This is a genomic window from Priestia abyssalis (genome assembly GCF_002019595.1).
Lineage (GTDB): Bacteria > Bacillota > Bacilli > Bacillales > Bacillaceae_H > Bacillus_BA > Bacillus_BA abyssalis.
This window is the reverse complement of sequence record NZ_KV917369.1, coordinates 5,004,798-5,029,105: the sequence shown is the minus strand read 5'-3', so window position 1 is coordinate 5,029,105 and position 24,308 is coordinate 5,004,798. Positions and strand designations below refer to the sequence as shown.

Sequence of the window (24,308 nt, the reverse complement as noted above, 5' to 3'; positions counted from 1 at the left end):
TTTTATTATATATTTGCACGCAACAAAAAATGAAAAAATAAGAATTTACTGACTATTACTAAAATAATATAATGATAGGCAGGGAAGACAACCATGGGAGGAAATACTACTTTTATTTTTATGAAAGCGTTTTCCTTGTTGGGTAAGAAAAAGGGGGAGAAAAGATGTTAAGCATGATCGGATTGATTGGGGGACTTGCTTTACTCATCTTTTTAACGATGAGGGGAATGAACTTATTAGTTGCAGGACCTCTATGCGCTTTACTGGTGGCTGTTTTGGGAGGGATGCCGCTTTTTCCGCAGCTTGTGGGAGAAGGGGAAGCGAATTTTGTCGGAAACTATATGACTGGTTTTTCAAGCTTTGTAACGGCGTGGTATTTAATGTTCTTGCTGGGAGCTATTTTTGGAAAGGTTATGGAGGACAGCGGTGCTGCTGACTCGGTATCAAAATGGGTTGTCGATAAGCTTGGGATGAAACGGGCTGTATTGGCCGTTGTATTAGCTTGTGCCGTTTTAACATATGGCGGTGTCAGCTTGTTCGTTGTAGCGTTTTCTGTATATCCGATGGCAGTCAGTTTGTTTAAACAAGCCGATTTACCAAGAAGGTTCATTCCGGCTGCACTTGCATTCGGGTCTGTTACGTTTACGATGACATCTGCAGGATCACCTGAGATTCAAAACTGGATTCCAATTGAGTATTTAGGAACAACACCTTATGCAGGTTGGGAAGTCAGTTTGATTGTAGCAATCGTAATGGCGGTATTCGGTTATTGGTGGTTAAAACGCATGGTGGCAAAAGCGGTTGCGAGGGGAGAACGTTTTACAGCTCGTCAGAACGATCCAGCCGCGGTTGATGACAGTCAGCTTCCAAATCCAATTTTGAGCTTAATTCCTTTGTTGGTTGTATTAGTCGTCTCTTTTGTCTTCCATGATTCATTAAAGCAATCCGCACTCATTATTGCCTTGTTGGGCGGGGTTCTTGCGACGACTTTAATTAATTGGAAGTATTTCAGAAATTATTGGAATGCCGTCTCGGAAGGAACATTAGGTGCGTTGGTCGCGATAGGTAACACAGCTGCTGTGGTTGGATTTGGCGGGGTGGCGAAAGGAGTTCCGGCCTTCCAAGTCGCGGTGGATGCGATGACAAGCATTCCGGGAAGTCCATTAATTGGCGGAGCTATCGCTGTCAGTGCCATTGCCGGACTTACGGGTTCCGCATCAGGCGGGCAAGCCATTGCTTTACCGCTTCTGGCTCCTCACTATATGGATATGGGCGTTAATCCAGAAGCGTTGCACCGTGTCGTTTCCATTTCATCGGGATGCTTAGACTCTCTTCCGCATAATGGATATGTTGTAACAACCATCCGCGGAATATGCGGAGAGTCACATCAAGATGCTTACGGTGCAGTAGGGGCCATGACGGTCATTGTTCCATTAATAGGTGTCATTTTGGCCATTGTATTATTCTCGTTTGGTCTAGGTCTTTAATGGTATAGAAGTCGATTTATTAAGAAGAAACTTTTACCCCTGACCGTCTGGCTTTCTGATGCCGAGCTGTCAGGGTTTTGTATTATAGATCCTCAAAAAGCTTATATTCCACATAAATTTTTCTCCACGACTTGAAGTTTTTTATCATATTATTTAGAATGAAAGTGAACAATCAATGATTTAATAACCTTGAAAAGGATTAGTAATGAACGAAACGAGCGAAGAGAGTTGACGGTTGGTGCGAGTCAACAAACGAGCGTTCATGAACTCACCTTGGAGTTGCAAATGTGAAATAAAGTAATGTTTGCCGTATTGCCTGCGTTAAGGGGTTTAAGCGAGTGCATATGTTAAGCACTAATGTGGGTGGTACCGCGGGAAGATGAAAGAATCCTCTCGTCCCTTTTTGGGACGGGAGGTTTTTTATTTGGGTCAAACTGTCTAGAATGAGAGTATATGACTTTATAGGCTTAAAAAGTGAAAATGAAGTGAGGAGGACAATTCATGGCTTTTATTCATCAAGAGATTGAGAAAAAATGGCAATTGTATTGGGAGAATAATAAAACGTTTAAAACGACAGAAGATGAAGGTAAACGCAAGTTTTATGCGTTAGATATGTTTCCTTATCCATCAGGTGCAGGTCTTCATGTAGGACATCCGGAAGGCTATACAGCAACGGATATTTTATCCCGTATGAAACGTATGCAAGGATACAATGTACTTCATCCGATGGGATGGGATGCATTCGGGCTGCCTGCTGAGCAATATGCGCTTGATACAGGAAATGATCCTGCAGAATTCACAGAAAAAAACATCAATACGTTCCGCAATCAAATTAAGGCATTGGGCTTCTCTTACGATTGGGATCGTGAAGTGAACACAACAGACCCGAATTACTACAAGTGGACACAATGGATTTTCTTAAAATTATATGAAAAAGGCTTAGCTTACGTCGATGAAGTAGCAGTGAACTGGTGCCCGGCACTTGGCACAGTATTGGCGAACGAAGAAGTAATTGACGGAAAGAGCGAGCGCGGCGGTCATCCGGTTGAACGCCGTCCGATGAAGCAATGGGTATTAAAAATCACGGCGTACGCTGATCGCTTATTGGAAGATTTGGAAGAACTGGATTGGCCTGAGAGCTTAAAGGAGATGCAACGTAACTGGATTGGACGTTCCGAAGGGGCCGAGGTACATTTCAAGGTAGATGGAACAGACGAAACATATACAGTATTCACGACGCGTCCTGATACGTTATTCGGCGCGACATACTCTGTATTGGCACCTGAGCATGCACTTGTTGGGAAAATTACAACGGGGGAACAAAAAGCGGCTGTTGAAGCTTACTTAGATCAAGTGAAAACGAAGAGCGATTTAGAGCGTACAGATTTGGCGAAGGATAAAACAGGTGTGTTCACAGGCGCTTATGCTGTCAATCCGGTGAACGGCGAGAAAATGCCGATTTGGATTGCGGATTATGTGCTTGCAAGCTATGGTACAGGCGCAATTATGGCGGTGCCGGCGCACGATGAGCGCGACTACGAATTCGCGAAGAAATTCGAATTGCCAATTAAGGAAGTTGTGGCGGGCGGTGACGTTTCCAAGGAAGCTTACACAGGAGACGGCGGGCATGTAAACTCCGAATTCTTGAACGGCTTAAACAAAGAAGAAGCAATCACAAAAATGATTGAATGGCTGGAAGAAAACAAAGCGGGCGAGAAAAAGGTAACGTACCGTCTTCGCGACTGGTTGTTCAGCCGTCAGCGTTATTGGGGCGAGCCGATTCCAGTTATTCATTGGGAAGACGGTACAATGACCGCAGTGCCTGAGGAAGAGCTTCCGTTAGTGCTTCCGCAAACAGATGATATCCGTCCTTCGGGTACAGGAGAATCACCGCTTGCAAACGTTGAAGAATGGGTAAATGTAGTTGATCCGGTAACCGGCAAAAAAGGCCGCCGCGAAACGAATACAATGCCGCAATGGGGCGGAAGCTGCTGGTACTATTTACGTTACATTGATCCGCACAACAGTGAACAGCTTGCAGACCCTGAAAAATTGAAGCAATGGTTACCGGTTGATATTTATATCGGTGGAGCGGAGCATGCAGTGCTTCACTTATTGTATGCCCGTTTCTGGCATAAGTTTTTGTACGACATTGGTGTTGTACCGACTAAGGAGCCATTCCAAAAATTATTCAACCAAGGCATGATTCTTGGTGAAAATAATGAAAAAATGAGTAAATCAAAAGGAAATGTCGTTAATCCGGATGACATCGTAGAAAGCCACGGCGCGGATACGCTTCGTTTGTACGAAATGTTCATGGGGCCTCTTGAAGCATCAATTGCATGGTCAACGAAAGGATTGGATGGTTCCCGTCGCTTCTTAGATCGCGTTTGGCGTTTGTTTGTCAATGAAGACGGTACACTGAGTGACAAGATCCAAGAGAGCAGTGATACTTCATTGGAACGCGTGTATCATCAAACCGTTAAAAAAGTGACAGAAGATTATGAGGGACTTCGTTTCAATACAGGTATCTCTCAATTAATGGTCTTTATCAATGATGCATATAAAGCCGAAGTATTGCCGAAACCATTTGTTGAAGGGTTCGTAAAGATTTTGTCACCAATTTGTCCTCACATTGCAGAAGAACTTTGGGCAAAACTGGGCCATAGTGAAACGATTTCATATGAAGCATGGCCTGCGTATGATGAAGCGAAACTTGTAGAAGATAAGGTTGAAATCGTTGTGCAAGTGAATGGGAAAGTTCGTACGAAATTAAATATTTCACCGAAAGCTTCCAAAGAACAAATGGAAGAGATTGCAATGGCTGATGAAAGTGTTCAGCAGCAAATTGAAGGGAAAACAATCCGTAAAGTGATTGCCGTTCCCGGCAAGTTAGTAAACATTGTAGCAAACTAACTATATAGATCGATTTAGAAGATTCAACATGACCAAAGAACGGTCATATTGAATCTTCTAGCCTTTGAGGGCACATTCAAGTTGTCTGAATGACCGATTGCGAATATCTCTCGGTGAAATAAAGGTGTGTTGATTTATTAATGGGAATGTATATAATAATTAAAAAGCTTGCTGGTCCTAATAATGGATAGCAGGCTTTTTCATTGCTATAATGAGAAAAGATGAAGTGAAAGGGTGAGATAGATGAGTGAGGTTCAAATAATTACGACAGAGGAATTGAAGAAGAAGTTAGAAGCAGGGGAAGATGTGCTGTTAGTGGATGTTCGCGAAGATGAGGAAGTAGCTGCCGGTAAAATTCCAGCAGCAAAACATATAAAAATGAACGATATTCCACAGAGTTTGGATCAATTTGAAAAAGAAAAGGAATATATCTTTATTTGTCGTTCTGGTTATCGAAGCGAACGGGTTTGTGAATACCTGCAGGATCAAGGATATAAAGTACGCAATATGGTGGGCGGAATGCTGGAATGGTCTGGAGACGTCGAATAAGGCGGCTTTAAAAGCAGGACTCGCAAACGTTCATTTTGATTTTAGTAGATCTTCATGGCAGGCCCTGTCAGGAGGATGAGTCAAAAGGGTTACTTTTTACCCTTTTGGCTCATCCTCTTTGTTTTAAAACTTATTTTTCTTTATAAACGGTATTCATAAGTTAGAGGATTTATCGTAAATATGAAGAAAGGAGGAATGGGAATGCTTCATATTATGAACGTAACAGAACGAGTAAGCGCAAAGCTAAAAGATGGATATATGGAGCTCTATTTTCACAAGGAACTGATTGGTACGATTATTTTCTCTGAAGAGGGAAAACGGTATGATTTACAGGAAGGCTATGTATATGAGGAAGGTCAGATTCTGAAAGTCATTGATGCATCATCAATTATTCCAGGACCGTATGTGGAAGGGTGCGATTTAGGGTGGTGTTAAGATGCTGCAAGTGAAAATGTTTGATGAGGAGCATGAAGAAGATTTGGAACGAAAATTGAATCACTTTTTGAAAACGTTATCAGAAACCCAATTCGTGAATATTAACTATCAAGTTGCGCTTCATACCGATATAGATGGAGAACAAATTTACTGTTTTTCCGCGATGGTTATTTATCGAGCCTAGAGAATCACTAGGCTCGATTTTTATCCCACCTTAACGGGCAGTAAAACTCCCACTTCAAGATTCGAGCGAAGCAAAGAAGATAACTGGGAGATAACTGCTCGTAAAGATCCGATAAGTCTCGCTAACCATCGGTGGGAGATGGAGAAAACCCCAACTGATGGCAGTCTCACTTTATATTTAGGTATGCCTTTATTTTTCTATGATGGGCTAAGGGCATATCTCCCTGCGTTTGTGCCGGCCAATCTTCCGGTCACAAGAGCGGACGTAATGTTATAGCCGCCAGTGTAGCCATGAATATCTAAAATTTCTCCGCAAAAATATAGGCCTGGCATTAGTTTAGATGCCATTTCTTTTGGGTGGATTTCCTTGACGGAAACACCGCCTCCTGTTACGAAGGCTTTTTCCAGTGAAAGAGTACCGTTCACTTTAATAGGGAATTGCTTGCATAACTTTACAAACTGTCTAATTTTTTCATGAGGTATTTGGCCTGCCGCTGCTTGTCCATCAATATCGGCTTGCTCGAGTAAAAACAACAAATATCGTTCGGGAAGCAATCCCTTGCATATGTTTTTAATAGCCTTTTTTGGTTCCTCTTTCAGCATCTTAATCATGCTTTGAAATAACTGTTCACCGTTTTGGTCAGGAATGGCGTCAAGACTCATCGTCACGGTGTTGGATTTTTGCTTTTTTAATTCTTTTACAACATATTGGCTGCACCGCAAAACGGCTGGACCCGATAAACCAAAGTGAGTGAAAATCATGTCCATTCGATGGGTAATGACGGGTTTATCCTTTTTATTCAACACACTAAGCGCTACGTCTCGTAATGAGAGTCCCTGCAGCGTTTTACTTTGGATAAATGGTTCACCTGACGTGACAGGAACTTCTGTAGGATACAGCTCTGTAATCGTATGTCCCGCTTCTTCTGCCCAGGCATAGCCATCCCCTGTTGATCCTGTATGGGGAACAGATTTTCCACCCACGGCCAAAATTACACTTTTCGTTTCAAAGTAACGCCCGTCCTTTAAATGAACCCCTTTTACTTCTCCATGTTCATACTCCACTTTTTCAACGGGAGTATTCGTTTTGACTTCTACTTTTAATCGCTGTAATTCTCCAATTAAAGCATCAACAACCGATTGGGCTTTATCCGTAACCGGAAACATCCGGCCATGGTCTTCCTCTTTCAATCGAATTCCAAGATTTTCAAAGAATGAAATGATATCTTCGTTATTGAAAACCGAGAAGGCGCTATATAAAAAACGCCCATTACCGGGAATGTGTTTCACAATTTCGTCAACCGGCAGCCGGTTCGTCACATTACAGCGGCCGCCTCCTGAGATGGCCAGCTTTCTGCCAAGTTTATTTCCTTTATCTAAGAGCAATACTTTTGCTCCAGTTTCTCCTGCTGCAATGGAGGCCATGAGCCCTGAAGGCCCTCCTCCGATTACGATTACATCATACTTCATTATGTCACCAGCCTATTCTTTTAGAAAACTTTATTTCTTTACCTGACAAAAACCGAAAGTTTCGTTACAATTATTCGGTATGCAGTATGTTTGCTTGCTTATTTTTTGCTATATCACTATTATCATTATGTAAGTTGCGATATTGGAGGCACATTCATGTCTGATTCTAAACTTTTACGAGGAACGTTTGTCCTCACCTTAGGAACCTATATTTCACGTATTTTAGGAATGATCTACTTATTTCCGTTTGAAGCATTGGTCGGGGCCGTCGGAGGGGCATTATTTGCTTACGGATATGGACAATATACCATTTATCTGAGCCTTGCCACAATGGGTGTACCGATGGCAGTTTCTAAATTTGTCTCGAAGTATAATGCAATGGGCGATTATTATACAAGCAGAAGGCTGTTTCGAGCCGGGATGAAACTAATGTTGGCAACAGGTTTTTTATCCTTTGGCGTTCTTTATTTTATGGCGCCAATCCTTGCAAAAGGAGTTCTTGGGTCTAGTGATCTTCAAAATTCTGTTCAAGATGTAACCATGGTTATTCGAATGGTGAGTATAGCCCTTATCATTGTACCAATGATGAGTATTATACGCGGTTTTTTTCAAGGGCATCAATCAATGGGTCCTACTGCTGTTTCACAAGTGGTTGAACAGCTTTTTCGTATTGTTTTCTTATTAACGGCAAGTTATATCATTATTAAGGGAATGAACGGTGAGGTTGCTACAGCTGTAGGTTATGCTAATTTTGCTGCATTCGTTGGGGCATTGGGAGGCCTTATCGTTCTACTTTGGTATTGGAAAAAGCGAAAGCCCCACTTGGATAAGCTTTTGGAAAACAGTGTGGAACCTGCTGACCTTACAACAGGGCAGATGTTTAAAGAACTGTTCACATACGCAGGTCCATTTGTATTCGTCGGTCTGGCGATTCCTTTGTTTCAATATGTAGACCAATATACATTTAATAAAGCGATGATTGCCGCAGGAGAGAAAGAGAAGACGGAGTATATGTTTGGAATCATCCAAACATGGGTGCCAAAGCTTGTCATGATTCCGCTCTCCATTGCGACAGCGTTCGGTTTGACCCTTGTCCCGACCATTACAAAATCATATACAGACGGTAACCATGATTTGTTAAAGCGCCAAATCGATCAGACGTACCAAACAATCGTGTTTTTAGTCCTTCCCGCAGTCGTCGGATTAATGGTCCTTTCTTATCCGATTTACGGCTTCTTGTATGATGTTAAAGATGCGGATGCAGGCGGCTTTATCCTGCGTATGTACGCACCGCTTGCTTTATGGTTTTCCTTTTTTACAGTAAATGCAGCCATCTTGCAAGGAATTAATAAACAGAAATATGCCGTTATTAGTCTAGTTTTGGGGTTAGTCGTGAAAATTGTATTTAATATGCCGTTTATCTTCCTGTTCAATGAAATTGGTTCGATTGTGGCGACAGCCTTAGGCTATACGGTTTCTATTGCATATACCTTCTACATGATTCAAAAACATGCGGACTATCATTTCGGGTTGCTGATGAAGCGTACGTTACTGATGCTTATTTTTGCCATTTTAATGGCGTTGAGTGTCGGTTCTGTCCAATACAGTTTATCCTTGTTTATGACATATGAAGACGGTCGTGCCGCTTCAGGTATGATTACAATGTTTGGCGTAATAATAGGGGGAGGCGTTTATTTGTATGCATCCTACCGTTCCGGCCTATTGGAGAAAGTAATGGGAAAACGATTGGAGAATATGATTCGTCGTAAGTTGTTAAGACAGAAAGGCGCATAAAAAAAGAAAGAGGAGGCTTCCTCTTTCTTTTTTATCATCCCAGCCCTAATCTGCGCTCAATGCGGTTGACTCGATTATCAAGCCGATCGACTTGTCGTTGCAGTCGGTCGATTTGTCGCTGCTGGCGGTCCACAGTTCTTTCAAGCCGGTCTAAACGCTGACCTACTTGACCGAACCCGCTTCCTGGAATCGGAAAGAAAAGTTGGCCTTGAGCTTGTTGGCGCCCGTCATCCCATTGATTGTAGGTTTGTTGAGGGATATCATACATTTGGTCATATGCGTTCTGAGGGATATTATACACGGAACCATAAAAATTAGGATACATATAAAGTCACTCCTTTTAAGTTTTTACATCATATTGTATGAGGAGTAGGTAAATGTGGAATGGAGCAAATGCCTATTTCTCTTTTATGAAAAAAGAGTGCTGCGGAGATAATCAAAGGGGTGCCGTGGTACAATATGATGTAACATTTACATAGGTAGAGGTGTAGGAATGAGAATTGATAAATTACTGGCCAATGTCGGCTATGGAAGCAGAAAAGAAGTAAAGGGCTTGTTGAAGTCCGGGGCGGTCAAAGTAGATGAGACAGTCGTGAAAGATCCGAAAATACACGTAAATCCAGCAGAGCAGGAAGTAACGGTACATGGAGAACTTGTGTCTTACAGAGAATTTGTTTATTTAATGATGAATAAGCCTCAAGGTGTTATTTCAGCTACCGAAGACTCTTACCAAAAAACGGTGGTAGATTTATTGGAGCTGGAGGATGCCGTTTATGAGCCTTTTCCGGTAGGGAGATTGGATAAGGATACGGAAGGGTTTTTATTGTTAACCAATGACGGACAGCTTTCACATAGGCTACTGTCCCCGAAAAAACATGTCCCGAAAACATATTTTGCCCATATCAATTCTCCTGTTACTGAGGAGGATGCGGAAGCTTTTCGGCAAGGGGTGGAGTTGGATGACGGTTATAGGACAAAGCCAGCAGAGTTAACTATTTTATCAAGTGGACATATATCAGAGATTGAACTGACTATTGTGGAAGGGAAATTTCATCAAGTGAAGCGGATGTTTGAGGCAGTCGGAAAAAAAGTAACATATTTGAAAAGGATCTCTATGGGGCCGTTGGATTTAGATGAAAGTCTTGAACTTGGAGAATATAGAGAGTTAACAGATGAAGAAATTGAGGCATTGCAATCATATACACCGGGCGATAAGTAGCCAGAAAAAAGGAACCTTTTACAATGAAAGGTTCTTTTCTACATTGTTTCATTAATGATACGGTTGTGCCGTAACGAAATGTTTATCTTTATATCATTTTTACTTCATTGCCATTTTATTATGACGACATCTTAACCTTTTTGCTTGTAGTTGCCCATCTGCCACGGCTTGGGCTGTGTACCAGGTCGTTATATGCTAACACATTGAGATCTCGTTGAATGGTTCTTGGTGTAATACCAAATTCGTCTACCAGTTCCTGTGTAGTCACGGTTCCGTTTTTTCGGATGAACATGTAGACTGCTTTGATACGAGTCAGCATTCGGTTAGTTGAAGGTTTCAAACAACCACTTCCTTATCGTTTTTTCGCATGGCAAAGCTTACTACCCACTCTCAGATGTCAAGCACTATTTAAGTAAAAATTTCTACAATTATATTGTACACAAAAACAACTGGAAATTAAAAGACAAATGCACAAATTAACACAATATTTACAAAAAACTGAGATGATTATGTAATTTTTTTATAAAACACCCCTTTATAAGTAATTTTTCGTTATATTTTATTAAAAAAACTGAAAATTTAGACTAATAAAAACCTGATTAATTTGGCTATATTCGTTTTTTTTTGGCTATTTTGCACGAATAAATCGAAAATTAACATTAGGCTTTAACACAGCCTTATGTAAAAAGTGTGATAAAGTGAGAAAGTACATAACAAAAAGGAGTAGTTGATTGGTGCAAAACATTAATTGGATGAAAGAAGTAGAAAAACGAAAAGAGCAAATAATCAAAGATACACAGCAGTTTTTGCGAATTAAAAGTGTGTTGGACGATTCGACCAAAACTGCAGAAATGCCGTTTGGAGAAGGAATTCATCAAGCGTTAACTCACTTGCTGCAACTAGGAGAAAAAGATGGCTTTATTACAAAAAATGTAGATGGCTATGCAGGACACATTGAAATGGGAAGCGGGCAAGAGCTAATCGGCATCCTTTGTCATGTTGATGTCGTTCCGGAAGGGGATGGATGGTCATCTGACCCGTATGGAGCGGAAATTAGAGAAGGAAATATTTATGCTCGAGGGGCAATCGATGATAAAGGACCGACAATGGCTGCTTATTATGCGATGAAATTGGTCAAAGAGCTGAATTTGCCTTTGAACAAACGTGTCCGCATTATTTTAGGAACGGATGAAGAGAGCAGTTGGCAATGCGTAGATCATTATTTCAAACATGAAGAAATGCCGATAATGGGGTTCGCTCCGGATGCAGACTTTCCAATTATCTATGCAGAAAAAGGGATTTCCGATTTTGATTTAATTCAAAAGAGCGATTTATCGTCAGAAGGAAAGCTTGTATTACATACGCTGCAATCAGGAAGAAGATATAATATGGTTCCCGATTTTGCCGAGGCTGTTTTAACAAGTGATGATACGTCTATTGAGATTTCTGCCCTTTTTGATACTTTTCTTCAGGAAAAGGAACTAAAAGGCCATGCGATAACGGGAGAAGGGAAAGTAACTTTACAGCTTGAAGGTGTATCGGCTCATGGAAGCGTGCCTGAAAAAGGGAAAAATGCAGGATTAATTTTAGCGGAGTTTTTGCATACATTGCCTCTGGATGAAAAGGCCGGGCAGTTTATCGGATATGTTCAACAATATTTTGTAGATGATACAACTGGTAAAAAGCTCAACGTAAACGATCAGGACGATATTACAGGAGATCTGACCATGAATGTCGGTATTCTTCAATATGATAAAGAAAAGGGAGGAAAAGTGGGTGTTAATACGCGTTATCCGGTGACAGCGGATATTGAAACAACCATTGAAAAAATTCGTGAAATGAGTGCTCCTTATCAGATGACAGTGGGGGACTTCTCGAATTCCAAGCCGCATCATGTTGATCAAGAACATGAGTTAATTAAAGTGTTGCAAAAAGTATATACAGAGCAAACCGGAGAAGAGGCGACACTGCTTTCTATAGGAGGAGGTACTTATGCTCGTGCCCTAAAAGCCGGTGTAGCTTTTGGACCGCTTTTTCCAGGAAGAGAAGAATTGGCTCATCAAAAGGATGAATATATCATCATTGAGGATATGTTAAAAGCGACCGCTATTTATGCACAAGCTATTTATGAACTAGCGAAATAGCTTTACTGTGCTTATGACCTTTCAGGGGGATGGCTCAAATGGGTTTGCTTTTTCTATTTAGGCCATCCTCTTGATTGAAAGTATAAAAATAAAGCAGGTGAATGGATTGACAAAGGACCCACATTATTTCATTGGTTTAAGCATTCCTAAAGACATTCAAGATTTTTTATTTTCTTGGAGAAAACGGTCAGAAGAAGTTCTTCCCTTTAAAACATGGATCGGGAATGGGGATTATCATATCACACTTTCGTTTTTGGGCAGCACTTCTCAACAGCAAAAAGATGCACTGATAGAAGATCTTATGAAAACCGCTGACACTCATTCGGGGTTTGATTTACAGCTCTCTTTTCTTCAAGGTTTTGGAAAGCCTGAAAGTCCGAGAGTATTATGGCTAGGGGTTGAGGACAGTTCTCCCTTGGCAGATTTGCAAGCAGATATCGCATCGGGATGTCAACATCTAGGTTTTCGTTTAGATCAGCGGTCTTATCGTTCGCATATTACGATTGCAAAGCAATGGAGGGGAGAGGCGGTTTTTCCTTCTGAAATATACGGAAATAACAGCATCGTCCCTAAGGATCGGCTCTTCTTTCATGTCAGTCATTTTCACTTGTTTCAAATTCATTTGGACCGTAAGCCGCGGTATGAACCAATTCATACATTTGAGTTGTTGAGAAGGAGCGGGATGTGAAGAAGGCAGGCTCATCCCCCTATTTCCTTTTCTGTTCCAGGCGGCACTTTTGGTATTGTTATTTTTTTATCAATGTTTAATATTGATTATAAGAAACGCATAGATGAATGCTGTAATTATAATTAGGAGATTGATGATTTATGGCACAATTAATTAAACTGCAAGACTACGTTTCTCGTTATGAAAAAGATATTTATCATTATCCAGCTCAATATATTCGCTTAAAGAAGAAGAACTGGCAAAGTGTTAAAACGGCATTTGAAAGCGGCCATCTTCTTCGAGATTTCGGATTGACTGAGCCCTCTGTTATTGAAGAACCGGAACAGCCGAGTAAAAAGCCGGTTATCCAGTTATTAAGAGGTTTATTGAAACGTGGAAAGCAATCTGTTGAACCAATGGAAGAAGGGCATTTAGATGAATTCATTCCCCCTTCAGAGGAAGAATCATTTTTAAATACATTTACCACAGAGCCAAAAACGATCGATGATTTAAAAGTGCTGTTTTTAGATAATTTGTTTGATTTTCAGTTAAAGTGGGCTAGCTCTACTTTGTGGGAACAGTCTCGTCCAAATCGACATTTTTACTATGATGATGCCTTGAAATATTTTTTGCAGCGATTTCCAGATACATACCTTGTTCTTTATAAACCGATTTTTCTTGTGAAAAAAGCTCCAGTGGAAACCGACATTATTTTAATCAGTCCTACGGAAACATGGTGCATTTCCCTTCTTGAAGGAAAGGAAGATAGTGTATTCCAATATTCGAAGGAGCGCTTTTGGAATGAGTTGATCGGAAAAACACAAAGAAAAATATTAAATCCATTGATTGGACTAAATAGAATGGAACAAATTGTACGTAAACTTTATGAAATGAATAGCGTTGACTTTCCCATCCATAAAGTGATTTTAAATCGTAATGGATTTATTGATTGTCCCAGTGTACCCTATGGTATCCAAATGATTGATAAGCGTAATTATTCACAATGGTTTGCACAGCTGCGTCAATTGTCTTCCCCTTTAAAACACGTTCAATTAAAAGCCGCACAGGCCTTGCTTGCAAACAGCCAAACTGCTTTCCTTCAGGTAACAGAAGAAGAATTAGACAAAGAGGATGACTCAAAAAGGTAAAAATTAACCCTTTCAATTCAGCCTCCTGAAAGGCCCTGTCACGAAAATCAAGTAAAATTAAGGGGTTGAATATGACAGGGCCTTTTGAAAAAAACATCCATTTTTTGTTAATTGAAGATTTATTCCTCATTAACGGGCAGTAAGACCCCACTTCAAAACTTTGAGTGATTGGAGAAGTTTAAGTGGGGGATGAAGGAAAACCCCCACCGATGGAAGTTTCCTTTATCGGTCCTCCTTGAAAGCTTACGAAGGATTGCTTTTCAATCAGGCGGACAACTTGCCCATCGTTTAGTTACTCATATAAATAAGTGATAGGAAAATAATAATAATGGCCATTAAAATCCCTGCTGATAAACGTTCTCTTTATTAGTGTATCCCCAATTCTTTCTGATGGTAGTAGTTTTTTTGTACTCGTATATGTCTACTATTTCGGCTTACCATAAAACAGTGCTTTCGTTTTACACCCTGTTAAATCCTATTTTCTGTCCATAATAGCTTGACCGGTTCGGCTAGTGCACATTTCTTTATGTGAGGAGGAGGAGTGAATGACAAAGAGTTCACGTCTATTTGAAGCTTACTTAGATCGGGTTGATCTCATTGTGATTTTAGTTCCGAAAACATATGCCGGCGGACACATCCGGTCATTTTATCTAACGGGAAATGATCGGAAAGAACCGCTTACTTTTAACAAAAAAAGCGATTTGTCTAATTATATTAAATATGAGTGTCCCCTTAGTTTTTATGTTCAGATTGGGCAAGAGTATCAGGTGACGGATGAGTGGGGTGCGCAAACCGACTTGCAAATGGGGGCCGTCATTCGAACCGATGAGTTCGATTCGATGTTTCATTATACGGGTAATGACCTGGGAGTGACCTATGCACCGCAAAAAAGTACATTCAAAGTCTGGGCACCGACGGCTACAAAAACGAGAGTTAAGATAATCAATCCAGAAACGGGAAGAGAAAGAGAAGTGGGGATGAATCGGGAGCCGCAAGGCGTTTGGAGCTGTTCGGTCATGGAAAATATAGAAGGCTGCTATTATGCTTTTACGGTTTATGTGAACGGGGTATGGCGTGAAGCGAATGACCCTTATGCAAAAGCGATGACAGCAAACAGTCAGTACAGTGTAGTAGTAGATTTAAGAAAAACCGATGTCAATGTAACAGCACGTCCGCCGATGCAATATGAAACAGATGCAATTATCTATGAAATGCACATAAGAGACTTTTCTATTCATCCTCATAGCGGAATTAAGCAAAAGGGGAAGTACATGGGGCTGACTGAAGAGAGAACCCGGGGGAGTAAGGGCCAAGTAACCGGGATGGATTATTTAAAGGACCTTGGGATTACCCATGTAGAACTTCTTCCTGTCAATGACTTTGGCGGAGTAGATGAACTTCAGCCTGAAAAAAGTTATAACTGGGGGTATAATCCTCTTTATTTTCAAGTGCCTGAAGGAAGCTATGCATCTAATCCCCATAATCCGTATACACGGATAAAAGAGCTGAAACAAGTGGTTAATACCTTTCATCAAAACGGACTTCGAGTTATTTTAGATGTTGTGTTTAATCATGTATTCGTCAGAGAGGAGTCGTCATTTGAACAATTGGTTCCTGGTTACTTTTTTCGTCATGACCAACATGGTATGCCGTCTAACGGTACAGGTGTCGGCAATGATTTTGCGTCAGAAAGAGCTATGGCGAGAAAGTTCATTGTTGATTCAGTTCTGTTCTGGTTAAAGGAATACAATGTAGATGGTTTCAGGTTTGATTTAATGGGAATTTTAGATGTTGAGACGATGAAGGAAATTCGGATGAAGCTTGATGCCATCGATCCTTCGATTATGATATTTGGAGAAGGATGGGATTTGAATACCCCCCTGTCCCATGAACGAAAAGCAACTATTCAAAATGCGGTTTTAATGCCAAGAGTTGCTCATTTTAACGACAGGTTTCGCGATTGTATAAAAGGAAGCACTTTTAACTTATATGACCGAGGTTTTGCGCTGGGGCATACTCATCGGAAGGGAGATGTTAAACAGTCCATCGCTGGCAGCATTGCATTGGTTAAAGGTGAAAAAGGACTATTTTGCCATCCTAATCAAACCATCAATTATGTGGAATCCCATGATAATCATACTTTGTGGGATAAACTTCGTAAATGTAATGATTTTGAAGACGAAGTGATCTTAAGAAAGAGACAGAGGCTTGCGACAACGATGGTGCTATTATCACAAGGCATTCCGTTTATTCATAGCGGACAGGAATTTTGCCGGACAAAGCAAGGAGTGGAAAACAGTTATCAATCCCCCGATCATATTAATCAGCTGGACTGGAACCGACAATATGCTTTCAGGAAGGATGTAGAATATATAAAAGGGATTATTTCCATTAGAAAGCATCACGGGGCTTTTCGGTTTACAAATGCCCCATCTATTCGCAGGCACTTCTCTTTTTTAGAGACAAGTGATCACTTAGTTGTTTATCAATTATTGAATGTCAAAGAATATGGTCCATGGTCTGCCATTATGGTCGCGTTTAATCAGGATACTTTTGCCCAATCTTTTTCCTTGGAAAGAAAGGGAATATGGTATATCGCTGCCGATGACCGGTATGCAGGTACGACACCATGCGGCACCATCAAGAAAACGGATATAACTGTTTCTCCTGTCAGTACTCTTGTTTTATTTCAACCATAAGAATATTAACGCTTGTACTTGACTAGAAAACGGACTTAGAGCTAAAATTTATTAAAGGATAGCTGTTGATAAAAAGGTTCAATAGCTGTCTTTTTTGTTTCTATTATAAATCCACATAAAAAAATCATTGTGAGTCTATGTAAGATGGAGCATAAAAAGACCTAAAATGGTTGAAAATCAATAGCAAATGAATCATGTGAAATAGTGAGTGAATAAACAACCAGCTTTGTTCTTGAACAGCTGATTTTGGTATTAAAGAATAAGAAATGTTAAAATCCGCTAGAGCGGAATAAACTTTGAGACGAAATGTGTGTGTTGAAATTGAAGGTGAATTGGTTGGAACATATATTAGGAAGCGAGTGGGAAATTACTCCTGCTGGCGGCGCAACAGGAGAGGCCTATTTTGCCAAGTTTGAGGATCGAAGGCTGTTTTTAAAACGAAACTCTTCTCCTTTTTTAGCCGTTTTGTCAGCTGAGGGAATTGTGCCCAAACTTGTTTGGACAAAAAGAATGGAAAATGGAGATGTGATCACTGCCCAACATTGGCTGATGGGGCGAGAGCTGAAATCGGGTGATATGGCATCGACAAAGGTGGCTTCTTTATTAAGCAAAATCCATCATTCAAAAGAATTGCTGGATATGCTCAAACGCCTTGGGAAAGTGCCGTTGCTTCCAGAAGATTTGCTGCAGCAAATACAAGTAAATACTGCACAGGCCTTAAAAGAAAATCCGATTGTCCAAAAAGGTTTTGACTATTTGGAGAACGAGCTTTCTAACATTCAAACAGAACGATATGTCGTTTGTCATTGTGACGTCAATCATAATAATTGGCTATTGAGTGAAGATGACCAGCTTTATTTGATTGATTGGGACGGGGCTATGATTGCTGATCCTGCCATTGACTTAGGGTTATTGTTGTATTCGTATATATCGCCGGAGCATTGGGATAGTTGGCTTGAGATATATGGAGAGAATTTGTCAGAGGACTTGGAGAAGAGGATGAAATGGTATGTCATCGTGCAAACGATTTTATCTCTACAATTTCATACAAACAAAAAAGAAGAAGCGGAGGTGAAGTATTGGCAAAATTATTTAAAGGACTTGCTTTAAATAAAGGAGCCCATACTTCTTTTTCCGCTTTATGAAAGACTGTCCAGTTCGCTTACCCATTGGGATAGGTTTTGCTGGTTAGTTTGGATATGTTGATCTAAGTGCTGTGTATTTTTAGCGTTTTGACTGTAATCATAAATATTGTACAGTGTGTTTTTTATTTGTTCGTTTGTTGTTTCATTCCCAAGCATTGATTTAATCAGTCTTTCAATTTGTTCACATTCCGATACAGTTCCACAACAATCACTTTGATGATTTGATAAAATATCCTTTAAAATTGACATTTGATCATTATAGTCTAAAGGCATTCACGTCACATCCTTTGCAAATAGATGCTATTAGTTTTATCACGAACGATACAATTATTCATTCGTGAAGGTGAATCCTAAAGGTACCCTTTAGGATTCACCTTCACGATATCTTTTTGGTAATAATATAAAATGAGGTGTCATCATGAGATTAAGAAATAAACCATGGGCAAGCGAGAAGATTGGGCAATATCCTCACTATGTCGTTCCTAACCCTGAAGAGTGTAAGGGGAAATGGAATGAAGTGTTTCAAAATGAAAATCCTTTGCATATTGAAGTGGGAACGGGAAAAGGCCAGTTTTTATTAGGGATGGCCAAACAAAATCCACATATTAACTATATTGGGATTGAAGTGTATGAAAGTGTCATTGTAAGTGCGTTGGATCGTTTGATTGAAGCAGAGTTACCCAACTTTAAGCTGCTAAATGTGAATGCCGAGGAATTAGAAAAATATTTTACAAAAAATGACGTAGAGCGTGTTTATTTGAATTTTTCCGATCCATGGCCTAAAAAACGCCACGCGAAGCGCCGTTTAACGTATAAAAGCTTTTTACAGTCGTATGAAAATATTCTTGTAGATGAAGGAGAAATTCATTTTAAAACAGACAACCAAGGGTTATTTGAGTTTTCACTAATGAGTTTTTCCGAGTATGGTTTATTGTTGAAGTTTTTAAGTTTAGATTTGCACAAGAGCGATTTTGAAGGGAATATTATGACGGAGTATGAAGAGAAGTTCTCTCAAAAAGGTCAGCGTATTTACCGCTGTGAAGTAAAATATCGAGAATCTTTGTAAGTTTATTCAAGGTGGAAGAGATTAAAAAACGCAGCCCATAAAACTCATTAGTTTTATGGGCTGCGTTTTTTAAATAGAGCTTGGGAAAGGATGATAATTCCAATATTTTGAATATTGTAGTTCACGGATGATACAATGAGAGAGAAATGAAACTGGGGGTGGGAAGATGGAAACATTAACGGTTGGTCGTTTGAAGGTGACATGGTTAAACGGGGGGAACAACCATCTGGACGGGGGAGCAATGTTTGGAGTGGTGCCCAAAGCGCTTTGGTCTAAGAGATATCCGGCAAATGAGGATAATCGAATTGAATTGAGGGCAGATCCTCTTTTAATTCAAGCAGAGGGAAGAAACATTTTAGTAGAAACGGGAATGGGAAAGGGGCGTTTATCTGAGAAACAGCTGCGCAATTTCGGAGTGACAGAGGAATCGTCCGTACAAATATGCCTGAACCAGTTAGGGATATCTGTAGAAGACATTGATACAATCTTGATGACACATTTGCATTTTGATCATGTGCTGGGATTGACCAGTTCAAAAGGAGAAGAATTATTCCCGACATTTCCGAATGCCCAAATCATTGTATCAAAAATCGAATGGGATGAAATGAGAGAGCCCAATATCCGTTCAAGAAATACATATTGGAAAGAAAATTGGCAAGCTATTGCACACCAAGTCATTTCGTTTTCTGCTCAATATGATGTAACTGAAGAAATTAAAATGATTCATACAGGCGGACACAGTAATGGGCATGCTATCATTGTCCTTGAAAGTGGAGAAGAAATGTTGCTGCATCTTGCTGATATTTTACCGACACATGCTCATCAAAACCCGCTTTGGGTCATGGCATACGATGATTACCCCATGACATCTATCGAACAAAAGCAAAAATGGATTCAATATGGTGTTGATCACAATGCATGGTTCAGCTTTTACCATGATGCCTATTACCGGGCATTAAAGTGGGATGCAAAAGGTGAAATTGCGGAAAAGATTGAACGCAGACGTTAAGATCTTTTATCCTATCTATGTATTTCTGTTCTTCATCTGGAATCAGCCTACAAAGGTTCTCGTATAAGCAGTTGACAAGCACCAGAAAGGGTGCCTGTCAACCGCTTACACCTAAATCATTCGACATCGGTGCTTTTCTCCGATGTCGAATGATTTAGGTGTATTATAGTTTGTTTAACTCCAAAATAGCTCCGCTTTTTTGATCGATGAAAAATTCAAAGTGCTCTTGCTCATTGTTAACAGTACGAATTATGCCGCCATTAAATCCTTCAAAAACCATCCCATGTTTCTGGAGAATTTTTGTGGTGGTATGGATCCATGAACCGTCAATCGTGCCGTTTTGTTTAAAAGCTTGCTTTACAATGTCCAATGCTTCGTTTGAGGACAAAGAAGATCGATTTTGTTTGATTGCATATGCTGCCGTAAATCCAATTGCAAAACCAGCCAACAGATTTATCCATTTCATTGATCAGCTTCCCTTTCTATATATATTTAAAAATGTACGATCAAATCCTATGAAAAGTATACAAAATTGGGCTTCCTTTGTTAAGGGGAGTTAAAGAAAGCAAGACAGAAAGTGGAACGGATTGCATGTTTTTTGTAAAATTAATATGAGTCATGATGTAAAAAAGTACATATCAAATTTTTTTGCACGTCGTACAATCAAATAATGTTAAATGGTAAAGAAATAAAGACTTATGTTCCGGTTTATAAAAAATAAGCAAAGGAGAATGGCGATGAATCAAGAAACGATGAACATGTTCCAAACCTTAACAGAACTTCCGGGTGCTCCGGGAAATGAACATGCTGTTCGTGCATTTATGCGAAGCGAGTTATCCAAGTATGCCGATGAGGTAGTACAAGATGGGCTTGGCAGTATTTTTGGTATTAAAAAGGGCGATATAAAAGGGCCGACTGTTATGGTTGCGGGTCATATGGATGAAGTCGGATTCATGGTAACATCTGTGACAGAACAGGGACTTATTCGCTTTCAGACACTTGGAGGCTGGTGGAGCCAAGTGTTGCTCGCTCAACGAGTACAAATTATTACGAATAACGGTCCAATTATAGGAGTCATTGCTTCCATTCCTCCTCATTTATTAGAAGAAGCCCAACGCAATAAGCCGATGCAAATTAAAAACATGTTGATCGATGTAGGGGCGGACGACAAAGAAGATGTAAAGCGAATGGGAATTAAGCCCGGACAGCAAATTGTTCCCATTTGTCCATTTACTCCAATGTCCAATGAAAAGAAGATTTTGGCTAAAGCATGGGATAACCGATACGGCTGCGGCCTTGCGATTGAGTTGTTAAAGGAAGTGAAAGATGAGCCAGTGCCAAATGTCCTTTATTCTGGTGCGACGGTGCAGGAAGAAGTGGGATTGAGAGGGGCACAATCAGCAGCCAATATGATTCAGCCTGATCTTTTTTACGCTCTTGATGCGAGTCCTGCTAATGATATGTCAGGCGACAAGCATGCATTCGGTCAACTTGGGAAAGGAGCGTTGCTGCGCATTTTCGACCGTACAATGGTGACGCACCGAGGAATGCGCGAATTTGTATTGGACATCGCAGAAACTCATAATATTCCGTATCAATATTTCGTGTCTCAAGGCGGGACAGATGCAGGACGCGTACATGTGTCCAATAAAGGAGTGCCATCAGCTGTTATTGGAATTTGCTCCCGTTATATTCATACTCATGCGTCCATGATTCATGTAGAGGATTATGCAGCAGCCAAAGAGCTGGTAGTCCGGCTTGTTAAAGCATCAGACAAAACCACGGTAGAAACGATTAAAAGTCAGTCATAGGAAAGGCGGACGGGAGAACGAAGGATGATTCTTATAGCAGTCGGAACATTGAATCCTGCGAAAATAAAAGCAGTAGAAGAAGCTTTATTGAGCATAGATGCACAAATAACAGCTGTAAAGGCCTCTTCAGGTGTATCCGAGCAGCCTTTTTCGGATGAGGAGACCATTCAAGGGGCTATTAACCGCGCGAAAAATACTTTGGCCGAAACGGGCGCGGATATGGCTATTGGATTAGAGGGAGGCGTCGTCGAAACAAAGTACGGTATGTTTTTATGTAACTGGGGAGCGTTAGCTTTGCCTGCGGATAAGACGATTTTAGCAGGTGGGGCGAGAATTTTGCTCCCCGAAGAAATTGCCCGTCCATTAAGAGAAGGAATCAAGCTTGGGCCCATCATGGAGGAGTATACAGGACAAAAGGATGTGCGTAAAAAAGGAGGCGCTATCGGGGTATTTACAAACGGATATGTCAATCGTTCGGACATGTTTACGCATATCACTAAAATGTTAATTGGACAATATATGCAGCAAGCGAGTGAAAAAAGATAAGCAATACGGTAGAGTATGATGCTTGCATTGAAAGAAAGTATATGATTTGATAAAGGAAACTTCCATGAGCGAGTTTTTACCAACCGTTAACGTGGGATAAATATCATGGCTGGCCCTTTAATGTTTATTGGATTAACCGTTACTGGATTGAAGGAGAGAAAAATCATGCAAAAAATTGAATCTGTTGAACAATATAAAGAGATTATTCAATCTGGCAAACATATTATGATGTTTTCGGCAGATTGGTGTCCTGATTGTCGTTTTATTGATCCGGTTCTTCCTGAGATTATTGAAAACCATCAGGATTATCAGTTTTATTATGTAGACCGCGATAAATTTATTGACTTATGTGTGGAATTAAACATTTTTGGTATTCCGAGTTTTGTCGCTTATAGAAATGGTGAAGAAACAGGCCGCTATGTCAATAAAGAACGCAAAACAAAAGAGCAGATTGAAGAATTTATTAAAAATCTTCCAGCCTGATCTATTGGGGGAATAATTGTTGAAAATGACGAGCCAAAAAATGAGGAAGCTTCTGGAAGACCGCCTTGCGAATGCACAATGGAGTTTCTCGTATGATCGAAAACAAGACACATTAAGAATTGAACATAAAGAAACGAAAAAAGGCACGACCGTCTCCCTTCCTGGACTCATTGCAAAGTGGGAACAAAATAAAGAAGCGGCTCTCGATGAAATGATTTATTATATAAGGGAAGCTTTGCAGGTCATGCATGAAGAGCAGGAATTACAAGGGAAGCAAAAGCATATTTACCCCGTGATTCGTTCTACGTCTTTTCCGATGAAAACAGAGGAAGGCGTTGAACTTGTATGTGATGAACATACGGCTGAAACGAGGGTTTATTATGCACTAGACCTTGGCAAGACATATCGTTTAATCGATGAAGCGATGTTGAAAAAAGAGAACTGGACGAAAGCGCAAATCAGGGAGGTTTCTATCTTTAATTTACGCTCGTTACATATTCCTATGAAGGAAGACGCAGTGGCAGGCAATACTTTTTATTTTGTCAATACAAATGACGGATATGACGCAAGCCGTATTTTAAATGATGCTTTTTTAAAGCAGTTTTCTGAAAAGCTAAAAGGAACGATGGCGATAGCTGTTCCTCATCAGGATGTCCTCATTCTTGCGGATATTCAAAACGAGGTTGGCTATGACATACTGGCACAAATGACAATGAGCTTTTTTACGAATGGACGCATACCAATTACGGCTCTTTCATTTTTGTATGAAGACGGGGAATTGGAGCCTATCTTCATATTGGGCAAAAATCGCAGAATGTAAGAAGGAAGGATTTGCATATGAACATTTTTTACAACAAAGAAGGAATTGGAGATACGTTAATTATTACATTAAAAGATATTGAGCCGGAAAAACGCACATTTGAAAAAAAGGGAGACATTGCTCGTATCTTTGATGAGGATAAAAATGAAACGGCAGGATACAATGTGTTTGATGCATCCAAATATGTACCAATAACAGGAAACGGTCCGGTAGATATAACGGAAGAGCTAATCCAAAAATTGAATGAAGCATTAGCTCAAAATGGTTTTGAGCAAAGTATAGAGGCAGACTTATCACCGAAATTTGTCGTGGGTTATGTCAATGAAAAGGAAAAACATCCGAATGCAGATAAGCTAAGCATTTGTAAGGTAAACGTGGGGAACGAAGTCTTGCAAATCGTTTGCGGGGCCCCTAACGTTGATGCAGGACAAAAAGTAGTAGTGGCAAAAGTGGGAGCGGTTATGCCAAGCGGCCTTGTCATTAAAGATGCCGAGCTTCGAGGTGTAGCTTCTTCTGGAATGATTTGTTCGGCAAAAGAGCTTGACCTGCCGGATGCTCCGCAAGAAAAAGGGATTTTAGTTTTATCTGACGAATACGAAGTAGGCCAGCCTTTTGTTCAGAAATAAAGGAAAAAACTTGAATTTAAAAGGGCTTCTTTTACAGGGACATTTCAACCTTTACAAATCGGCAAAAGTCATTAACAAATAGCTATTATTT

The 24,308-nt window shown here is 40.3% G+C and carries 24 protein-coding genes and 1 other annotated feature; of the genes, 19 read left to right on the top strand and 5 right to left on the bottom strand.

The features are described from left to right. Positions 1–164 precede the first annotated feature (164 nt). The 5 genes from BK575_RS24035 (at position 165) to BK575_RS24015 (ending at position 5,571) form a co-directional block, all read left to right on the top strand. A complete protein-coding gene (locus BK575_RS24035) occupies positions 165–1,487 on the top strand; it encodes a GntP family permease (protein WP_078414087.1) in 1,323 nt (440 codons plus the stop codon). Between the two features lie 180 nt (positions 1,488–1,667). Then, positions 1,668–1,891, top strand: a binding site (T-box leader). 97 nt (positions 1,892–1,988) lie between these two features. Then, entirely contained in the window at positions 1,989–4,403 is a 2,415-nt protein-coding gene (gene leuS / locus BK575_RS24030; RefSeq protein ID WP_078414086.1) for a leucine--tRNA ligase, read from the top strand. A gap of 243 nt (positions 4,404–4,646) precedes the next feature. Next, positions 4,647–4,952 carry a rhodanese-like domain-containing protein gene (locus BK575_RS24025; RefSeq protein ID WP_078414085.1) on the top strand — a complete coding sequence of 102 codons (306 nt, stop codon included), beginning with the start codon at positions 4,647–4,649 and terminating at the stop codon, positions 4,950–4,952. Between the two features lie 201 nt (positions 4,953–5,153). Beyond that, positions 5,154–5,387 carry a DUF2553 family protein gene (locus tag BK575_RS24020; protein WP_169907970.1) on the top strand — a complete coding sequence of 78 codons (234 nt, stop codon included), beginning with the start codon at positions 5,154–5,156 and terminating at the stop codon, positions 5,385–5,387. Position 5,388: 1 nt separating this feature from the next. Beyond that, positions 5,389–5,571 carry a sporulation protein Cse60 gene (locus BK575_RS24015; RefSeq protein ID WP_078414083.1) on the top strand — a complete coding sequence of 61 codons (183 nt, stop codon included), beginning with the start codon at positions 5,389–5,391 and terminating at the stop codon, positions 5,569–5,571. A gap of 197 nt (positions 5,572–5,768) precedes the next feature. Here the strand turns inward: BK575_RS24015 and BK575_RS24010 are convergent, their stop codons facing one another. Then, a complete protein-coding gene (locus BK575_RS24010) occupies positions 5,769–7,040 on the bottom strand; it encodes a BaiN/RdsA family NAD(P)/FAD-dependent oxidoreductase (RefSeq protein WP_078414082.1) in 1,272 nt (423 codons plus the stop codon). A 156-nt stretch (positions 7,041–7,196) separates the two neighbouring features. Here BK575_RS24010 and BK575_RS24005 point away from each other — a divergent pair, with 156 nt between their 5' ends. Then, positions 7,197–8,834, top strand: a complete 1,638-nt coding sequence (locus BK575_RS24005; protein WP_078414081.1) for a putative polysaccharide biosynthesis protein — start codon at positions 7,197–7,199, stop codon at positions 8,832–8,834. Positions 8,835–8,868: 34 nt separating this feature from the next. Here BK575_RS24005 and BK575_RS24000 read toward each other — a convergent pair whose 3' ends face one another. After that, positions 8,869–9,159, bottom strand: coding sequence for a SlyX family protein (locus BK575_RS24000; RefSeq protein ID WP_235867437.1), 291 nt, complete (start codon positions 9,157–9,159; stop codon positions 8,869–8,871). Positions 9,160–9,327: 168 nt separating this feature from the next. Here BK575_RS24000 and BK575_RS23995 point away from each other — a divergent pair, with 168 nt between their 5' ends. Continuing rightward, the gene (locus tag BK575_RS23995; protein WP_078414080.1) at positions 9,328–10,053 is read left to right on the top strand and encodes a pseudouridine synthase; all 726 of its coding nucleotides are present in this window, start codon (positions 9,328–9,330) and stop codon (positions 10,051–10,053) included. Positions 10,054–10,171: 118 nt separating this feature from the next. Here the strand turns inward: BK575_RS23995 and BK575_RS23990 are convergent, their stop codons facing one another. Further along, complete coding sequence (locus BK575_RS23990; protein WP_028395225.1) at positions 10,172–10,393, bottom strand: DeoR family transcriptional regulator; 222 nt, start codon at positions 10,391–10,393, stop codon at positions 10,172–10,174. A 394-nt stretch (positions 10,394–10,787) separates the two neighbouring features. Between BK575_RS23990 and pepV the strand changes: the two genes are divergently transcribed. From pepV to BK575_RS23965, 5 genes are all read left to right on the top strand, one after another. After that, on the top strand, positions 10,788–12,197 hold the full coding sequence (pepV, locus tag BK575_RS23985) for a dipeptidase PepV (protein WP_139368099.1): 1,410 nt from the start codon (positions 10,788–10,790) through the stop codon (positions 12,195–12,197). 106 nt (positions 12,198–12,303) lie between these two features. After that, positions 12,304–12,885 carry an RNA 2',3'-cyclic phosphodiesterase gene (thpR, locus tag BK575_RS23980; RefSeq protein ID WP_169907968.1) on the top strand — a complete coding sequence of 194 codons (582 nt, stop codon included), beginning with the start codon at positions 12,304–12,306 and terminating at the stop codon, positions 12,883–12,885. 140 nt (positions 12,886–13,025) lie between these two features. Continuing rightward, the gene (locus BK575_RS23975) at positions 13,026–14,012 is read left to right on the top strand and encodes a nuclease-related domain-containing protein (protein WP_078414078.1); all 987 of its coding nucleotides are present in this window, start codon (positions 13,026–13,028) and stop codon (positions 14,010–14,012) included. Between the two features lie 545 nt (positions 14,013–14,557). Further along, positions 14,558–16,711, top strand: coding sequence for a type I pullulanase (gene pulA, locus BK575_RS23970; protein WP_078414077.1), 2,154 nt, complete (start codon positions 14,558–14,560; stop codon positions 16,709–16,711). 336 nt (positions 16,712–17,047) lie between these two features. Then, positions 17,048–17,821, top strand: coding sequence for a phosphotransferase family protein (locus BK575_RS23965; protein WP_078414076.1), 774 nt, complete (start codon positions 17,048–17,050; stop codon positions 17,819–17,821). A 29-nt stretch (positions 17,822–17,850) separates the two neighbouring features. Here the strand turns inward: BK575_RS23965 and BK575_RS23960 are convergent, their stop codons facing one another. Then, positions 17,851–18,129 (bottom strand): YtzH-like family protein, encoded by a 279-nt coding sequence (locus tag BK575_RS23960; protein WP_078414075.1) that lies wholly within the window; start codon positions 18,127–18,129, stop codon positions 17,851–17,853. A 145-nt stretch (positions 18,130–18,274) separates the two neighbouring features. On the opposite strand from BK575_RS23960, the gene trmB reads away from it, so the two are divergent. Continuing rightward, positions 18,275–18,922, top strand: coding sequence for a tRNA (guanosine(46)-N7)-methyltransferase TrmB (gene trmB, locus BK575_RS23955; protein ID WP_078414074.1), 648 nt, complete (start codon positions 18,275–18,277; stop codon positions 18,920–18,922). A gap of 166 nt (positions 18,923–19,088) precedes the next feature. Next, entirely contained in the window at positions 19,089–19,931 is an 843-nt protein-coding gene (locus BK575_RS23950; protein ID WP_078414073.1) for a YtnP family quorum-quenching lactonase, read from the top strand. Between the two features lie 163 nt (positions 19,932–20,094). Here the strand turns inward: BK575_RS23950 and BK575_RS23945 are convergent, their stop codons facing one another. Beyond that, complete coding sequence (locus BK575_RS23945) at positions 20,095–20,397, bottom strand: PepSY domain-containing protein (protein WP_078414072.1); 303 nt, start codon at positions 20,395–20,397, stop codon at positions 20,095–20,097. 271 nt (positions 20,398–20,668) lie between these two features. On the opposite strand from BK575_RS23945, the gene BK575_RS23940 reads away from it, so the two are divergent. From BK575_RS23940 to ytpR, 5 genes are all read left to right on the top strand, one after another. Further along, positions 20,669–21,742 carry a M42 family metallopeptidase gene (locus tag BK575_RS23940; RefSeq protein ID WP_078414071.1) on the top strand — a complete coding sequence of 358 codons (1,074 nt, stop codon included), beginning with the start codon at positions 20,669–20,671 and terminating at the stop codon, positions 21,740–21,742. Positions 21,743–21,766: 24 nt separating this feature from the next. Further along, the gene (locus tag BK575_RS23935; protein WP_078414070.1) at positions 21,767–22,288 is read left to right on the top strand and encodes a DUF84 family protein; all 522 of its coding nucleotides are present in this window, start codon (positions 21,767–21,769) and stop codon (positions 22,286–22,288) included. Between the two features lie 165 nt (positions 22,289–22,453). Further along, positions 22,454–22,771: a thioredoxin family protein gene (locus BK575_RS23930; protein ID WP_078414069.1), complete on the top strand. Its 318-nt coding sequence runs from the start codon at positions 22,454–22,456 to the stop codon at positions 22,769–22,771. A gap of 25 nt (positions 22,772–22,796) precedes the next feature. Next, positions 22,797–23,591, top strand: coding sequence for a DUF1444 domain-containing protein (locus BK575_RS23925; RefSeq protein WP_078414940.1), 795 nt, complete (start codon positions 22,797–22,799; stop codon positions 23,589–23,591). A 17-nt stretch (positions 23,592–23,608) separates the two neighbouring features. Next, positions 23,609–24,217, top strand: coding sequence for a YtpR family tRNA-binding protein (gene ytpR / locus BK575_RS23920; protein ID WP_078414068.1), 609 nt, complete (start codon positions 23,609–23,611; stop codon positions 24,215–24,217). The last annotated feature ends 91 nt before the right edge of the window (positions 24,218–24,308 follow it).

What these genes read in the sequence shown, in the direction of transcription:
- BK575_RS23930 (WP_078414069.1), top strand. Translation starts at nt 22,454, where the DNA reads ATGCAAAAAATTGAATCTGTTGAACAATATAAAGAGATTATTCAATCT.
- BK575_RS23995 (WP_078414080.1), top strand. Translation starts at nt 9,328, where the DNA reads ATGAGAATTGATAAATTACTGGCCAATGTCGGCTATGGAAGCAGAAAA.
- BK575_RS23925 (WP_078414940.1), top strand. Translation starts at nt 22,797, where the DNA reads ATGACGAGCCAAAAAATGAGGAAGCTTCTGGAAGACCGCCTTGCGAAT.
- BK575_RS24005 (WP_078414081.1), top strand. Translation starts at nt 7,197, where the DNA reads ATGTCTGATTCTAAACTTTTACGAGGAACGTTTGTCCTCACCTTAGGA.
- leuS (WP_078414086.1), top strand. Translation starts at nt 1,989, where the DNA reads ATGGCTTTTATTCATCAAGAGATTGAGAAAAAATGGCAATTGTATTGG.
- BK575_RS23975 (WP_078414078.1), top strand. Translation starts at nt 13,026, where the DNA reads ATGGCACAATTAATTAAACTGCAAGACTACGTTTCTCGTTATGAAAAA.
- BK575_RS24035 (WP_078414087.1), top strand. Translation starts at nt 165, where the DNA reads ATGTTAAGCATGATCGGATTGATTGGGGGACTTGCTTTACTCATCTTT.
- ytpR (WP_078414068.1), top strand. Translation starts at nt 23,609, where the DNA reads ATGAACATTTTTTACAACAAAGAAGGAATTGGAGATACGTTAATTATT.
- BK575_RS24000 (WP_235867437.1), bottom strand. Translation starts at nt 9,159, where the DNA reads ATGTATCCTAATTTTTATGGTTCCGTGTATAATATCCCTCAGAACGCA.
- BK575_RS24020 (WP_169907970.1), top strand. Translation starts at nt 5,154, where the DNA reads ATGCTTCATATTATGAACGTAACAGAACGAGTAAGCGCAAAGCTAAAA.
- BK575_RS24010 (WP_078414082.1), bottom strand. Translation starts at nt 7,040, where the DNA reads ATGAAGTATGATGTAATCGTAATCGGAGGAGGGCCTTCAGGGCTCATG.
- BK575_RS23960 (WP_078414075.1), bottom strand. Translation starts at nt 18,129, where the DNA reads ATGCCTTTAGACTATAATGATCAAATGTCAATTTTAAAGGATATTTTA.
- BK575_RS23940 (WP_078414071.1), top strand. Translation starts at nt 20,669, where the DNA reads ATGAATCAAGAAACGATGAACATGTTCCAAACCTTAACAGAACTTCCG.
- trmB (WP_078414074.1), top strand. Translation starts at nt 18,275, where the DNA reads ATGAGATTAAGAAATAAACCATGGGCAAGCGAGAAGATTGGGCAATAT.
- BK575_RS23935 (WP_078414070.1), top strand. Translation starts at nt 21,767, where the DNA reads ATGATTCTTATAGCAGTCGGAACATTGAATCCTGCGAAAATAAAAGCA.
- BK575_RS24015 (WP_078414083.1), top strand. Translation starts at nt 5,389, where the DNA reads ATGCTGCAAGTGAAAATGTTTGATGAGGAGCATGAAGAAGATTTGGAA.
- BK575_RS23945 (WP_078414072.1), bottom strand. Translation starts at nt 20,397, where the DNA reads ATGAAATGGATAAATCTGTTGGCTGGTTTTGCAATTGGATTTACGGCA.
- pulA (WP_078414077.1), top strand. Translation starts at nt 14,558, where the DNA reads ATGACAAAGAGTTCACGTCTATTTGAAGCTTACTTAGATCGGGTTGAT.
- BK575_RS24025 (WP_078414085.1), top strand. Translation starts at nt 4,647, where the DNA reads ATGAGTGAGGTTCAAATAATTACGACAGAGGAATTGAAGAAGAAGTTA.
- BK575_RS23950 (WP_078414073.1), top strand. Translation starts at nt 19,089, where the DNA reads ATGGAAACATTAACGGTTGGTCGTTTGAAGGTGACATGGTTAAACGGG.